Genomic DNA, 15,913 nt, shown 5'->3' with positions numbered 1-15,913 from the left:
GTTCGGGGTTTGTTAGGCCATAATGACTGGCAAAACCAGAGATTCGGTCGCCTTGTGCAGGTCAAAGCCTGAGTTGCCCATCGAATTTTAGACCTAACTCCTCGGAATTTGAGAACTCTATCAACATGCGATTACCCTGTATAATGTTACTTTTCTCGTCGTTAGAAATTTACTGTTTATCTGATGAGTTTGTTTCTGGATTAAATCAGGTTTATCGCCCAGTTCGGTTGATATTTTTTAAGGATGAACTTGTCTTTTATGTTGATGAAATAATCCATCCAGATTTTACTAGACTTTTCCGACTTCGATTAATTCGAGTAATTGTGCTTCGGTTAGCTGAGTAATGCCCAATTCTAGGGCTTTTTCTAGCTTAGAACCCGCCGCTTCTCCTAGCACTAAATAATCGGTTTTTTTGCTGACAGAACCCGTCACTTTCCCCCCAGCTTTTTCGATTAATTCTTTGGCCTCCTCCCGTTTGAGAGTTGGTAAAGTGCCAGTAATCACAAAGGTTTTCCCTGCTAAGGTGGCTTTAGTGGTGGTGGTTTTTGCTGCTGCGGCAAATTGTAAACCCGCTGCCTGTAATTTAGCGACTAAATCACGATTAGCCTCGATTCTAAACCAATCATAGACCGATTGGGCGATTTCTTCACCGATACCATAGACAGAGGCTAAATTAGTCACGCTGGCGTTAGCTAACTCCTCCACAGTCCGAAAACTTTCGGCGAGAATTTTGGCGTTAACGCTGCCCACATAGCGAATTCCTAGCCCATAAAGTACCCTCGACCAGCTTTGATTTTTGCTCTGAGCCATAGCTGTAATCAAATTTAAGGCTGATTTCTCGCCCATTCGGTCTAATTTGGCAATTTCTGTTTTTTCGAGGCTGTAGAGGTCAGAAATGGCGGTAACTAATCCCTGTTCAATCAGCAAAATCACCACTTTTTCCCCTAATCCCCGGATATCGAGGGCATCGCGACTAGCCCAGTGTACTACACTTCCCCGCAAAATCGCCGGACAGGAACTATTGACACAGCGCGTCACCGCTTCCCCCACCGGACGAACTAGGGGAGATTGACATTCAGGGCAATTAGTGGGCATCTGGAAGGGTAAAGTCTGGGGAGGACGCAATTCGGGCAGGATTCTCACCACTTCTGGGATAATTTCCCCGGCTTTGCGGATAATTACCGTGTCACCGATGCGGATATCTAATTCGGCCACTCGATCGCTATTATGTAAAGTAGCCCTTTGTACGGTGGTTCCTGCGACTTGTACCGGTTCCATCACCGCCATGGGTGTAACTGCGCCAGTGCGTCCCACATTAACGATAATATCTTTAACTACTGTGGGGACTTCTTCGGCAGGATATTTTAAAGCGATTGCCCACCGGGGGAATTTTTGAGTGAATCCTAACCGATTTTGTCGCTGTAAATCGTTGATTTTGACTACGACACCATCGGTCATGTAGGCTAATTGATGACGTTTTTCTTGCCAATCTTGATAGTATTGCGCCACTTCTTGCAGGGATGGACAGAGTTGACGGTGGGGATTAACCAGAAATCCCATGGTTTCTAATCTATCTAAGGATTGCCATTGAGTAGTGATATTGTTATCGTCTAAATGCAGGGTATAGGCAAAAAATTGTAAGCGTCTTTTATCAACTATTTTCGGATCTAGTTGTCGTAGGGTTCCTGCTGCCGCATTGCGGGGATTAGCAAAGAGAGATTCACCCTTTTCTTCTCTTTCTTGATTGATTTTATCGAAGGTATCGAGGGGTAAAAAAGCTTCGCCGCGCACTTCCACAATTGCTGGGGGATTATCTATATTTAAGCGTAAAGGAATAGAGCGAATTGTCCGCACATTGGGGGTAATATCTTCACCAGTGACTCCATCTCCTCTAGTAACACCTCTGACGAAAAAACCGTTTTCGTAGGTTAAAGCTAATGCAGAACCATCGATTTTTAGTTCACACACATATTTTGTGTCTTGGGTTTCATTTACATATCTCTGCCAACGGCTGCCCCATTTATTTAATTCTTCGAGGTTAAAGGCATTTTCGAGACTATACAGGGGAATATTATGACGAACAGAAACGAATTGACTAGAGATTTTATCCCCGACTCTTTGGGTGGGACTATCGGTGGTGATTAATTGAGGATAACGCTTTTCTATGTCCTCTAATTCCCGATAAAGTTGATCATAAACGCTATCGGGTATAAAAGGATCATCGAGAACATAATAAGCATAACTGGCTCTTTGTAGTTCTGTTTTTAGTTGTTGGCAACGTTGTTGGATTTCTAAGGGGATAGTCATAATCGTTAATAATGCTACTGGGCAAATACCATTTGAGGAGTTAATTGTAAATCGGGAAATGTCACCGATATTATCCTATCTTCTTTGTTAAATTCTGCCAGTTCATAAAATCCCGAAATCAGGGTTAAAACTGATATTTTTAGAGCAATAGGATCGATAATACAGTATTCAGGAATGCCTCTCACTGCGTATTCTGAACGCTTATAACGGTAGTCATCGTCGGCATTACCGGGCCTAACAATTTCTACAACTAACAGGGGAGAAAATTCAATTACTGCTGTGGTCATATTTCTAATCTCTTGACATTGTTCAGCAGTTAAAATCATTAAATCTGGAATTCTCGATTTAGCTTTATCGGTGCGAATTCCCACCGTAGCGGGCATAACTTTCCAAGTTAGATTTAATCTTTTAATTTCTGCTATTAAATAATCATAAAGAAAGGCAAGAATTAAAGCATGAAAGCCACTAGCGGGAGGCATGGGAATTAATTCTCCGTTAAATAATTCGTACTTATTATCTGTGGAGTCCTGATAATTTAAATATTCTGTAAAGGTATATATTTTTTGTTGGGTAGCAATCATGATAACCTCCCGCCAATATTTTACTATTCAAAGACCATTTGAGGAGTTAATTCTAAATCGGTAAATGTTACCGACATTATCCTATCTTTGTTGTTAAATTCTGCCAGTTCATAAAATCCCGAAATCAGTGTTAAAACTGATATTTTTAGAGCAATAGGATCGATAATACAGTATTCAGGAATGCCTCTCACTGCGTATTCTGAACGCTTATAACGGTAGTCATCATCGGCATTACTGGGCCTAACAATTTCTACAACTAACAGGGGAGGAAATTCAATTACTGCTGTGGTCATATTTCTAATCTCTTGACATTGTTCGGCAGTTAAAATCATTAAATCTGGAATTCTCGATTTAGCTTTATCGGTGCGAATTCCCACCGTAGCGGGCATAACTTGCCAGTCTAATTGTAGCCTCTCTATTTCCCTTTCTAACACCTTAAATATAGCTCTAAGTATCAAAGCATGAAAGCCACTAGCGGGAGCCATGAAAATTAATTCTCCGTTAAATAATTCGTATTTATTATCTGTGGAGTCCCGATAATTTAAATATTCCGCAAAGGTATATAATTTTTCTTTGGTGACAACCATAATAATCTCTAGAAAAAACTTAATTGAATCTCCTTTGAAGATAAATTTTGCCTTTGATCCCCCTTAATAAGGGGGTTAGGGGGAATCTGACAATTTTTAACACCTAGCTTTTTACTTAGATTCGATATCCTCAACTTTTTTGGGAACTGTTGCAGTTAAAACCTCATTTCCTGTGGCAGTAACTAACACATCATCTTCGATACGGATACCGATACCCCGCCATTTTTCCGGCACTTCCGGCTGTCCTTCAGCAGGTTTAATATCGGGAGCGATATAAATCCCCGGTTCCACGGTTAAAACATGACCGGGCTGCAAAGTTTGCCAAGTTTCTTCGTTAACTTTATAACCTCCTGCATCATGGACATCTAATCCTAACCAATGGCCGGTTCTGTGCATATAAAAAGGCTTATATTTTTCCTCTTTAATTATCTCATCAATGGGGCCGACCAATAGCCCTAAATCCACTAATCCTTCCACAATTGTCCTCACGGCTGTGTCATGAAAAAGATTATAAGGATTACCAGTTTTTACCACTTCAATCGCCTTTAATTGAGCTTCTAGAACAATTTCATAGATAATTTTTTGTTCGGGGGTAAATTTACCATTAACGGGAAAAGTGCGGGTAATATCACCGTTATAGTAATTGTAGGCACAACCGGCATCAATTAACAAAAGCTCATTTTCTTGTACTTGGCGATCATTGTTGATATAGTGCAGAATACAGGCATTAGCACCACTAGCAACAATAGAAGGATAAGCAGGACCCATACCCCCTTCTAGGCGAAAAGTATGCTCAATTTCCGCTTGAATTTGATACTCATAGTGACCAACTTTGGTGAATTCTCTGGCGCGATTATGTGCCTGGGCCGAAATAGCGGTTGCTTTGCGAATATTGTCCAATTCGGCCTCGGTTTTCAGTAAGCGCAAAGGATGGAGAATAAAATTAGTATCCTCTAAAGCAGTCGGTCCGGTGCCGCGACGGGGAAAAGTAGCGATTAATTTTTGCCAGTGATTAAGAACGTTTGTATTAAAAGTTTTGTCCCGTCCGAGATGATAATAAATTCGTTCGGCTTTTTCGAGATATTGGGGTAATTTTTCCTCCAATTCTTGGATAGAATAGGCCTCATCAGCACCAAAAATCTCCTTTGCTCCTTCCACACCGTGGAGATAGCCGGTCCAAGTTTCTTTTTCTGGGTCTTTTGGCTGCACAAACAGGATAAACTGATGTTCGGGGTGATGGGGTGCTAAAATCGCCACCGCATCCGGTTCATTAAATCCTGTCAGGTAAAAAAAGTCACTATCCTGACGATAGGTGTATTCTACGTCATTGTGCATGACCGCCATGGGCGCACTGCGAAAAATTGCGGTTCCATTGCCGATTTTTTCCATTACCTGCTGACGACGGTGCTGAAACTCTCTGCGATCGATGCCCATAGATATTCCTAAAAATGTCACAATAAGTCTTAGATTCTATTATCGCTAATCTTTTTAGTTTATGACACCTGAAGAACCGGATTTTTCCCAAGATATCATCGAAAGGCGCGAGTTTACCCTAGCAGATTTTATCGCTCAAGAGGGGGCGGATTTCCTCAAAGGGGAATCTCCTGTCCCCAAATTAGTGCAGGTAAAGACTGAAATTAAACAGTTTATTGCCGCTAATTTAGGGGATTCTTCGGGAGCTTTGCAGATAATTTTACAGCTTATCGTTGATGAAGAATTAACCAAAGTCAGTCAAAATTTAGATAATCCTGTTCAAGCTTTACAGTTAATCCTAGAAGAAATTTTAGACAATCAAGAATTACTCTATGAATTAGTACACCGAGTCGATGTGAAATGGGGACAATTATACGGGGAACGTCCCTATTTTCAACAACCCAATCAAAAACCTCACCCTGAAGACGAATACACTCACAATTCCGTCAGAGATAAGTTAGTCAGTTTATTAGCCAGATTAGAACCGAATAAGTAGTAGAGCCTATAGCAGTTATTAGGAGACTCCGAGACGATGCCCTATCAAGACATACCTTATCTTTATGAAAAACTCTGTATTTTAATTATTTCTTAATAGAAACCAACAGGACTGACAAGGAGAATCTATCCCTAGACAGAGCGCCGGGGCGGTAACTGGTGAAAATAGGTGTAAGATAAGAAAATTCTCCGATAATTGTTGCCCTATTCCCCGCGTGCCTACCTATTCCTACTATACCGCCGATGTTTTTAGCGATCGCATTTTTGGCGGTAATCCCCTGGCGGTTTTTCCGGAAGCATCTGGATTAACCCGCACCCAGATGCAAAAAATCGCCGCCGAATTTAACTTCTCGGAGACAGTCTTCGTTTTTCCGCCAGAAACGCCCCAAGGCACTAAAAAAGTCCTGATTTTCACCCCCAGTACCGAATTACCCTTTGCTGGTCATCCTACCGTCGGCACAGCCTATATTTTAGCCCTAATCGCTGCTATTCCCCCCCACCAAGAAACCACGATTTATCTGGAGGAAGGAGTCGGTTTAGTACCGGTAAAAATTAGCAGGGACGGGGAAAAACCCGTCTATAGTGAGTTAAAAGTGGCACAATTGCCAGAATTAGTGACCGATACTTATGCTCTCGATGATTTAGCGGCGATTCTTTCCCTAAGCGTTGCCGATTTCTTACCCGGTTATCCCCCCCGCGCCTTTTCCTGCGGTCTCCCTTTTTTATTCATCCCCGTGCAAAATCGGGAAACTTTAGGGAGAATCAAACTTAATTTAAGCCTCTGGTCATCTTTACTCGCCCAATCCGCCGCTAATTCCCTTTTTGTCTGCTGTTTTGACCCAGAATCACCGCAATCTCGTCTCTATGGGCGAATGTTTGCCCCCGGTTTAGGAGTTATGGAAGATCCGGCTACCGGTTCGGCTGTGGCCGCTTTAGCAGGTTACTTAGGGGCCTTAGAATCTTCTAGGGAAGGGGTGAATCAATGGACAATAATCCAAGGAGTGGAAATGGGCAGACCCAGCAGTTTACAATTAAAGTTTCAGAAAAACCACCGTGACATTACGGAAGTTTGCGTAGGTGGTGCATCAGTTCTAGTCTGCCAAGGCAAGATGATAATTCCTGATGGGGAAACAAAAAGCGATATAAAAAGGTCATGGTGAGAGCGGTTGCCGAAGTTAGTAAAAAGGAGATGAACAATATTAAAACATTAAGCCTTGCAGGGATCAATCTCGTTTTTGTGGGATGGATGAGAATGAACTTGACAGGGTATATCCAAAAATATAAAATTTATAGAGAGATAACCAAGAAAAAAACGGCAGTTATCTTGATGACGGTGTAGTAGGCAAGAGGAAATTATAGTTTAACTACCGAGGTCTTGACAAATCAGGCTGAATTTACCCCTCCTATTGTCCCTTATTATAGCTTTGACAGACTAATACTACCAAATCACGACCAAAAATGTCTTGACTATCAGATACCAAATGAAGGATTATGTTAAGGTGTATCTAGTACACTGGAATGAAATGTAAACACCTCCTGGTTGCCGTCGTGCGACACCTGACTTCTATAGTCTAACCGTTCACGAATCAATTAGGCGCACTTTATTGGTGCAATTTAAACCTGAGTTGGAACTGGAAGATTATCCCTATTCTTCTTCCTGACAATTCCTTCCAAACGGAAACAAGAATGGCCAATCAATTATGGAAGTAAGTATCGGGCGATTAAGCCTAGAGATCAAGAAGATTCAAGAAGAAATTGTCGGAGATATCGGGGGAAAATGCCCGCTACACAAAGCGTGCTTACTTGCTTGGTTAATCGCTCGATACAACCTCAATACATCGGTAGAGATAGGTATCTATCGGGGTGCGTCTTTCCTTCCTCAACTACTAGCGCATACCCAGTTTACGAAGGGGACAGGGTACGGGATCGATCCCTACCTGAACGGAGAAGCGATGCAGAACGATCTGCCCAATTCGCTTAAAGAGATAGTAGAAGAGTTTATCGAATGCTTGGATTTTGAAAAAATTTACTATGAGGTACTCGCCCTGATCGATAAATTCGAGTTCGGGCTACGGGGGAAAGTTTTAAGAGATACCTCGGAGCGGGCGATCTCCTATTTTACGGAAAACGAAATTTTCTTCGATCTGCTCCATATCGATGGCAATCACGATACCGATCACGTCATGCTCGACGTGGATTTATATCTACCGAGAGTCAAAAAAACAGGATTTATAGTTCTCGACGATATCCGTTGGCCGTCGGTGGAGCCAGCCTATCGCGCCGTTGCGTCGAAATGTACTCTACTCTTCGAGCGGGTCGAGCAATTCAGTAGTTGGGCGGTTTTCTATAACGATACCGAGTTAGACGAGGAAAAGAAACGGGAATTGAAGGTGGGAATCGAGTCCGCTTATCTAGAATTCCAGGAGTTTCAAGCGTTACAGAAAAAACACAGCGAACACATCTCGCTACTTCAAGAAGAACTCGATCACTCGCGTCTGTGCCTAGAACGGGCGGAGGAAGAACTGGAACGAACAAAAGAACAACTAACCGGAACCCGGGGACAACTGGAGTACACCTGGGGACAACTGGAATACGAACGCAGACAGGTGATCGAGAACCAAGAACACATCTCGCTACTTCAAGAAGAACTCGATCACTCGTGTCTGTGCCTAGAACGGGCGGAGGAAGAACTGGAACGAACAAAAGAACAACTAACCGAAACCCAGAGCCAACTGGAGTACACCTGGGGACAACTGGAATACGAACGCAGACAGGTGATCGAGAACCAAAATGCCCTCGCGTTAGCGCGCGAGACGATCGGGGCGATGGAGGAAAGTAAATTCTGGCGGCTACGGAAGCGATGGTTCGATCTACGTCAACGGCTAGGGCTAGATCATCATCAAGATGTGGGAATAGTCCGAGCAGTTGCCAGTAAACTCAAAGGTAAAGTCACCAGGTTAACCACTGATCCGAAGGAAAGATTCGCTGCGCTCGCCGATGATCGGATTATTATTTTAGACGATATTTTCCCTCATCTTCTTTCCGCATTTAGAATCGCCGAGTATAATACCTATCTAGCAAGATATCCGAACGCGGTTGTGTATTCTACTGGAACGTCGTTTAAATATTTAAACGATACCAGGAGTTTTCAAGAAGTCCTTCAAGACTACCTTGAATATTATCCTCAGTTTAAGTCGAGAGTGTTCGAGTTTTCCTCTGACTTGATGCCGATTCTAAGAGGGCGTTTAGTTTACTTGATTTTTTTGAATAACACTTTCAACTTTATCGATCTGATCGAAAAATCCCAAATTCCTTTTATTTTTACCCTATATCCAGGTGGTGGCTTTATTCCGGACGACGAGGAATCAGATAAAAAGCTATTTCGAGTTTGTTCCTCTAAATATTTCCAAAAAGTGATCGTCACTCAAAAATATATCGGCGATTACTTAATCAATAAGAAAATGTGTACTCCAGATCAGGTAGAATTGATCTATGGAGTAGTTACCTCGATCGAAACTATCATCCCAGATCAGCTCGATAAAAAATACTATAAGCTCAATAAAGAGACCTTCGATATTTGTTTTGTCGCCCACAAGTATATGATTCGGGGCTTAAATAAGGGCTATGATGTGTTTATCGAAGTGGCGAAAATTCTCTATAATCTTCACGGCAGTAATATCGTATTTCACGTAGTGGGAAATTTTGATGAAAAGGATATTGAGGTCAGCGAATTAAAAGACAATATCAAATTTTACGGTACTCGAACTACGGATTGGTTTCCTCAATTTTATGCAAACATGGATATTATTATGTCGCCGAATATCCCTCTACACTATATTATGCCTGAGGTGAAGAAAAGCTTTATTGACGGCTTTCCTACTGGGTGTTGCGTGGAAGCGGGTTTTTGTGGAACCGTTGTTTTCTGTACGGATACGGTCAATCAGAATATTGCGTTTAAAAACGGTGAGGATATCGTTATTATTCCTAGAGATATCGAAGCAATCTGCACGCTCGTCAGTCGGTACTATCACAATCCTCAAGCTTTGTACGAGTTATCCCGTATAGGTCAGCACTCATTTCGAAAGATTTTCAAGCTCGAAAATCAAATGGAGCCTAGACTGCGCCTAATTTCAGAAGCTCTGACGAAAACATAATACAACGCTAAATTTATGAATAACTCCTTCTCTGCCAGTATTAAACACAAAAAAATTGTCTATCTAGCCCAGAAATCCCTTGATAGCTATCTTCACAACGATCTGTATTACTCGGCGATGGCGGAAGCTTGCGACTACCACTGTATTAATCTCTGCTCACTCGATGTCGGGGGTGATCGCTGGCGAGAAAATTTATTAACGTATGCGAAAGACAAAGATGTTTTGTTTTTCTTCGGATTGAATGGGTTCGGGAACGATCTATCACTCTCCCTCGATAACGAGCGCTCGGTTTCACTCTTTGAATACGCAGATAAACCCTATATAACCTCCTTCTCCGATCCTCCATTTATTTCGGAAATGTGGGAGCATACAAGAGCGAGTTTCCGAGGCAGGATATACCTGTATACAGACCACTCCTATTTTAGTGTATCTAAACTTTTCCAAAATTTGAAGAAAACAAGAAATATCTATTTTTATTCAGGATTTTGTCCTGGTAGCTATACCGAGCATAATGATCATAAGTTCACAGATAAAGAAATCGATATTTTATTTTCGGCAACACTCGTAAATCCCGACATATATTATCAGCATTTTTTCCATATATGTCAAAAAGAAATTGTCCTTGCCAAAAAGATTTTTGACTCTATTGTAGATAATTTTTTGTTAGATTTAAGAAGTGATTGTCTGGACTGGATTAATCAAGGTTTCATTAGTAACGGCTTGTTATTTAATTTAGAAATTGACTGGCATAGAAATCTTTTGGCTTGTGTTTCGGGTTATATTAAATTCCGCAGAAGGCAGATAATATTGCAGAATTTACAAGAAGTACCTCTGACTATTATGACGAACGAGGTTCCTTACGAATTATCTACCCATCCCGATACGAAGATTATTCCGCCCGTTTCTTTCCAAGAATTTCAACAGACTTTAGCGAAAACAAAAATCTGTCTCTGTCCAACTCCCCACTATCGCGGTTTTCACGAGAGAGTAATCAGCGCAATGTACGCAAATTGTTTGGTGCTAACCACACCGAATCAGGTTCTAGAACAAGAATTTGTTCATGGGCAAAGTATTGTCTTTTTCCAAGACTTAGAGCGAGATTTAATCCAAACGTTAGAATATTACGCTCAAAAACCGCAAGAGATCGAGGAAATCTGTTCACGCGCTAGGGAAATCGCTCGAGATAAATTCAGCGCCCGTCAAGCTCTCGATCAATTCCTGACAATCTATCAAAATTATCGTGCTCGGCAAGGGGATATAAATATTAGTTCGATCGAGTATGGGGTTCCCGATCGGTATCTTCTAGACAGCACATCATCGAGCGCGGCAAGCGAGCCAGTCGCCGATCCCTTTGTAGCGCAGGATCTAGTTAAATTAGAAAAAACGGTCGCCGCTCAACAACAGGAATTACAAAAACTGAACACGACTGTCGAGGCAATGCAAACCAGTAAGTTTTGGAAAATGCGTCAAGCTTGGTTTAAGATTAAAAAGTCTATAGGTTTGGGTAAAGACGAATTAATTTAATAATCGCATCTTCTGAAAATAAAGCGTTACAGTTGCTATGAATCAAGCGGGTAGTTTAGGTTTAGCGTCGGTCGGTCAAGATGTTACGATCTGGTCGGGGGCGAAAATTATCGACCCGGAAGTAATTTCGATCGGCGATTCGGTAATCATTGATGACTTCGTTTTTATCATGGGGGGAAAACGAACAATTCTCGGTAGTTTTATTCATATTTCTTCCTTTACATCGATCACTGGGGGAGGAGAGTTAATCATGGAAGATTTCACCACGCTTTCTGGGGGGATTCGACTCTTTACCGGTAACGATGATTACGTGGGGGGATCTCTGACTAACTCGGCAGTTCCCTATCCCTACCGCCTTCCCACGCGCTCTTTTGTTCATATCAAAAAACACGCAATCATCGGCGCGAATTCCGTGATCTTGCCAGATGTGACGATCGGGGAAGGAGTGGCGATCGGGGCGAATTCTCTCGTTAAACATGATTGCGAACCTTGGATGATTTATGCTGGTTCTCCCGCTCGAATTATTCGCCCTAGACCGAAGGAAAAAATCCTAGAATTAGAGTCAGCGCTCCGGCGAGACTTATACGATCGTAACGGAAATTATATACCGAAAAATTCTGGCTCTCCGTTGTAAAATCGAGTTTTTTTAGGTAAAATTCAAAGAATCATGATTCGAGGGGTGAAATAGATGAAAATTGACGAGTTAACTCTCTTCGGGGGAACCCCCGCTTTTACTGAAAATCTGTACGTGGGGCGCCCGAATATCGGCGATCGAGAAAAATTTTTAGAACTCGTCAACGAATTACTTGATCGACGGTGGCTCTCGAATAACGGCCCCTACGTCCAGCGCCTAGAAGCAGAGATCGCCGAACGGCTAGGGGTAAAACATTGTATCGTGATGTGCAACGGTACGATCGCCATCGAGATCGCCATCCGCGCCCTCGGATTAACGGGAGAGGTAATCGTTCCTTCTTTTACGTTTATCGCCACCGCTCACGCCTTGCAATGGCAACAGATCACCCCGATTTTTGGCGATATCGATCCGATAACCCATACTTTGAATCCTTGGCGGGTAGAAGCGATGATCACCCCGCGGACGACGGGAATTATCGGGGTGCATCTCTGGGGACAGCCCTGCGAGATCGATATTCTCGAACGGATCGCCGAACAACACGATCTGAAATTAATATTCGACGCTTCCCACGCTTTCGGCTGTTCTTATCGGGGACAAGCGATCGGCAATTTTGGAGACCTGGAAGTATTCAGCTTTCATGCGACAAAATTCGTGAACACCTTCGAGGGGGGAGCCGTCGTTACCAATAACGATGAACTAGCCGAAAAAATTCGTCTGATGAAAAATTTCGGGTTCGCCGGTTACGATAACGTGGTCTATATCGGCACGAATGGAAAGATGAGCGAGGTCTCCGCCGCCATGGGACTGGCTTCTTTAGAAAAGCTCGACGAATTTATCGCCACGAATCAAAGGAACTACCGAACCTATCAACAGGAACTAGCGAACGTAGCAGGGGTTTCCCTGTATACTTACGATGAAACCGAGACTTGTAATTATCAGTATATCGTTCTCGAAGTAGAGGAGTCGATAACCCGGATTAGCCGTGATCGGATATTGAAAATTCTCCACGAAGAAAATATCATCGCCCGCCGCTATTTTTATCCAGGCTGTCATCGCATGGAACCCTATCGTTCTTACTTCCCCCACGCGGGTTTGTTACTACCAGAAACGGAAAAAATCGCCAGTAAAGTGTTAATTATGCCCACGGGAACTGCGGTTGATTGCCCGATGATTCAAAAAATCTGTCAGATCATCCGAACAGTGGTCGATCAGGGTCAAGAAATATCCGATAGAATCGAATCTTCCTCGCTCTCCGTTCTATAAAAACCCCCTTAAACATCGAATATGCCGCAAGTGAGTGTTATTATTCCTTCTTTTAACCACGATAAATATATCGCGGAAACCATCGATAGTGTTTTACGGCAAACCTATCAGGATTTCGAAATCGTGATCACCGATGACGGCTCGACGGATAATACGGTGGAGGTGATTAAAAACTTTACCGATCCGAGAATCCGACTCTTCTGTTTCGGTCGAAATCGGGGGGCTTGCGAGGCGGCTAATCATTGTGTCGAACACTCGCGGGGCAAATACATCGCTATGTTAAGCTCCGACGATATTTTTGTCGAGGATAAACTGGAAAAACAGGTCGCTTTTTTAGAGGCGCATCCCGATTATGGAGCGGTTTTAAGTTTTGCGAAAATTATCGATGAAGAAGGACAAGATTTTCAAGAAGAAGATCATTTTTATACGAATATTTTCCTTCAGCCGAATCGGAATCGCTGGGAATGGTTAAATTATCTGTTCTACCGGGGGAATTGCCTCTGTCATCCCAGCGCGCTAATCCGAAAAGAGTGTTACCGAACGATCGGCCTCTACGATCCCCGTTTCGCCCAACTTCCAGATTTTGACTTCTGGATTAGAGTTTGTAGTCAGTACGAGATTTATATCTTGCCAGAAAATTTACTCAAGTTTCGCGTCCGTCAGCATCAAGCGAACGCGAGCGGTAGTAGACTCGACGCTAGGATCCGCTCTGGTCTAGAATTTAAGCAGATTCTCGCCAACTACATCCATCCGAATCTCATAGGGGATTTTACGAAAATCTTTTTTGATCGACTCGATAAAGTAACCGAAGAAATTCCCGATATCGTTCTCTTTTTTCTGGTTCAAGTCGCTTTACAGGCGGGGACTTTATCCCATCGAGCTTTTGCGATCGATATTCTTTATAGTCTTTTAAAAGAAAATTCCTCGATTAAAGGCGCAATTAAAGAACGACTAGAGTTTGATTTCATCGACCTCATTCAGTTAATGGGTCAACAGGATATTTTTAACCTCGTTAGTGTCGATACAAATCGGGAATTAGAAGCAGAACTTTCTAAAACCCAACGCGATTATCAAGAGCGAGATGCCGAGCTAGGGCGGGCTATAAACAGGATCGCTTTTCTAGAAGAAAAGCTCTCTGTGCTAGAAAGTAGCCGTTTTTGGAAACTACGGAACGCTTGGTTTAAGTTCAAATTATTTTTCCGTCTCGTCGATCCGAAATATCGGTAATTTTGGCGTAAAAGGGTTGGTTTAGAGTAGCTACTGTCTTGATTGTCAAGGGCTAACTCAAAAAAAATCGGCTCTTCGTTACTTGTTACCCACATTCCGCACCCTCAACTGTCACATTGAAAATTTTATCTAAATCGTCAAAACGATTGCCGGCTCTGAATTACAGGCTAATTTGTTTGCCCAGCAGATGCACAATTAGCCCTAAAAATCTGATAGCTCTGACGTCAGCAGGGACTGGGAACGGTGCAATTATCAAAGGGGCAAGCTCATCGCCTGCGGCTGTCAACACATTATTTGGCTCCGCCCAAAATTACGGTATCACGGGCGGTAGTGGCTCCGACATTTTGACTGGTGGTGCAGGACAAGATACGTTGACCGGTGGGGCGGGAGTTGATCAATTTATCTACGGTGGCGGTTTTGCCAAAAATGCTGGCGCTGCTAATGTTGATCGCATCGCAGACTTTGTTGCTGGTGTGGGTGGAGATCAATTCCAATTTGCAACCGGCGCAAACAACTTCCTCAATGGTCTTAACTTTGTTGCTAATACGACCGTCAAAATCAACACGGCTCAGACCGTTGCTACAGCAGCTGATATTAATGGTGTCTTTGCTGGTATTACTGCGATTACCGCCTCTACTAATGCCACACTGCAAGCGGCTTTAGTGACCGTTTCTGCTGGTCTTGCCGCTGGAACTTACCTCTATGCGAATAATAATGCTGGTGCGGTGAGCAATGCTGATGACTTCTTAGTCAATGTTTCGGGTATTTCTGGAACTCTGAGTGTCACTCCTACCACAGGAAACTTTATCTTTGTCTAGGATTCAGCAATCCTATAATCTCTATGGAAACGCTCTTATCTTTGGTTAAGGGCGTTTTTTTATCTCGTTCCAGGGTTCTACCCTGGAACGATAAAAGGGAGGGTCTCCCTCCCTTCCCTAGTCTATCCATTAGTCACATCTTTCTTAACATAAAATTTGACAAAAAGAGAAAAGTGTGCAAAATGGCTCAAGGGGGTTCTATGGGGGACTAATTTGATGAGATAGTTTCCAAGTCTGGCTGATATCATGTAACCTTCGCAGTCCCAACCAAATAGTTTTAACACCGGGTTCACCGTCGCCTTTTCTACCTAAAAACCCCCCAAGAGAAGCAATCATTCTGACTGCTTCCGGCCAAGGAGGGCGGCTTTTCAGGTGGCGGACTCTTTTTCTGAATAGTGGCACACAAAGATTGCCATTCATGTTCTTCCAAAAAACTTTCACAACTCTCCTCTCCGTGTAAGCGTGCTTGATAAGTTAACCAAAGTAATCTCCAAGCTACAATTGAATAGGTAGCTAAGGCCATCTCAATTCTCCGACCCGTTTCTAATTGCAGTTTTTCTAATCCACAACCACTTTTTAAAACAAAATGATAGCGTTCTATCAACCAGCGATAACTAGGGTTTGCTGAAAAAGTTATTGAAAAGTACAGGTCTCTTAATCAAGGATTTCACTTAGCTAAAAGCATAAGCTTTAGTTGTTGATTAATCTCTAAGTTATAACTTATTGTCATCATTGACCCAGAAAAAGTGCGGTTTTTCCATTTCAGACATAAAAAAGCCCAAAAAACCTGCCGAAGCAGGGTGGAAAGATTGATAACTAAAAAAGTAATAGCAATGGCTGTTTCCGATGT

General features: G+C 42.7%; 12 protein-coding genes and 2 pseudogenes. 8 read left to right on the top strand and 6 right to left on the bottom strand.

Going from position 1 to position 15,913, the window contains the following annotated elements; all coding sequences use genetic code 11:
* Positions 1–288: 288 nt before the first annotated feature.
* The 4 genes from ligA to IM322_RS17710 all read right to left on the bottom strand — a co-directional run bounded on the left by ligA (position 289) and on the right by IM322_RS17710 (position 4,909).
* On the bottom strand, positions 289–2,307 hold the full coding sequence (gene ligA, locus IM322_RS17725; RefSeq protein ID WP_287673295.1) for an NAD-dependent DNA ligase LigA: 2,019 nt from the start codon (positions 2,305–2,307) through the stop codon (positions 289–291).
* Between the two features lie 14 nt (positions 2,308–2,321).
* Entirely contained in the window at positions 2,322–2,888 is a 567-nt protein-coding gene (locus IM322_RS17720; RefSeq protein ID WP_287673294.1) for a Uma2 family endonuclease, read from the bottom strand.
* Positions 2,889–2,911: 23 nt separating this feature from the next.
* On the bottom strand, positions 2,912–3,475 hold the full coding sequence (locus IM322_RS17715; RefSeq protein WP_287673292.1) for a Uma2 family endonuclease: 564 nt from the start codon (positions 3,473–3,475) through the stop codon (positions 2,912–2,914).
* Positions 3,476–3,586: 111 nt separating this feature from the next.
* Positions 3,587–4,909, bottom strand: coding sequence for an aminopeptidase P N-terminal domain-containing protein (locus IM322_RS17710; RefSeq protein WP_286826124.1), 1,323 nt, complete (start codon positions 4,907–4,909; stop codon positions 3,587–3,589).
* A 61-nt stretch (positions 4,910–4,970) separates the two neighbouring features.
* Here IM322_RS17710 and IM322_RS17705 point away from each other — a divergent pair, with 61 nt between their 5' ends.
* From IM322_RS17705 to IM322_RS17670, 8 genes are all read left to right on the top strand, one after another.
* Positions 4,971–5,444 (top strand): hypothetical protein, encoded by a 474-nt coding sequence (locus IM322_RS17705; protein WP_045358069.1) that lies wholly within the window; start codon positions 4,971–4,973, stop codon positions 5,442–5,444.
* Positions 5,445–5,658: 214 nt separating this feature from the next.
* Positions 5,659–6,603 (top strand): PhzF family phenazine biosynthesis protein, encoded by a 945-nt coding sequence (locus IM322_RS17700; protein ID WP_287673289.1) that lies wholly within the window; start codon positions 5,659–5,661, stop codon positions 6,601–6,603.
* Positions 6,604–7,143: 540 nt separating this feature from the next.
* Entirely contained in the window at positions 7,144–9,597 is a 2,454-nt protein-coding gene (locus tag IM322_RS17695; protein ID WP_287673288.1) for a class I SAM-dependent methyltransferase, read from the top strand.
* A 15-nt stretch (positions 9,598–9,612) separates the two neighbouring features.
* Positions 9,613–11,121, top strand: coding sequence for a glycosyltransferase (locus IM322_RS17690; protein ID WP_287673286.1), 1,509 nt, complete (start codon positions 9,613–9,615; stop codon positions 11,119–11,121).
* A 37-nt stretch (positions 11,122–11,158) separates the two neighbouring features.
* Positions 11,159–11,755, top strand: coding sequence for an acyltransferase (locus tag IM322_RS17685; RefSeq protein WP_287673284.1), 597 nt, complete (start codon positions 11,159–11,161; stop codon positions 11,753–11,755).
* Positions 11,756–11,809: 54 nt separating this feature from the next.
* Positions 11,810–13,018, top strand: a complete 1,209-nt coding sequence (locus IM322_RS17680; protein ID WP_287673283.1) for a DegT/DnrJ/EryC1/StrS family aminotransferase — start codon at positions 11,810–11,812, stop codon at positions 13,016–13,018.
* A 21-nt stretch (positions 13,019–13,039) separates the two neighbouring features.
* Positions 13,040–14,245: a glycosyltransferase gene (locus IM322_RS17675; RefSeq protein ID WP_287673281.1), complete on the top strand. Its 1,206-nt coding sequence runs from the start codon at positions 13,040–13,042 to the stop codon at positions 14,243–14,245.
* A 116-nt stretch (positions 14,246–14,361) separates the two neighbouring features.
* Positions 14,362–15,063, top strand: coding sequence for a bluetail domain-containing putative surface protein (locus IM322_RS17670; protein WP_287673279.1), 702 nt, complete (start codon positions 14,362–14,364; stop codon positions 15,061–15,063).
* A gap of 187 nt (positions 15,064–15,250) precedes the next feature.
* Here IM322_RS17670 and IM322_RS17665 read toward each other — a convergent pair.
* Positions 15,251–15,679: pseudogene (locus tag IM322_RS17665) on the bottom strand (IS4 family transposase); the annotation flags it as partial.
* A gap of 51 nt (positions 15,680–15,730) precedes the next feature.
* Positions 15,731–15,913: pseudogene (locus tag IM322_RS17660) on the bottom strand (IS5/IS1182 family transposase); the annotation flags it as partial.

The sequence above is a fragment of the Microcystis sp. M109S1 genome (assembly GCF_020247025.1).
Classification (GTDB): domain Bacteria; phylum Cyanobacteriota; class Cyanobacteriia; order Cyanobacteriales; family Microcystaceae; genus Microcystis.
Note: the sequence above shows the minus strand (reverse complement) of the source record. Positions and strands in the feature narration are given on the sequence as shown.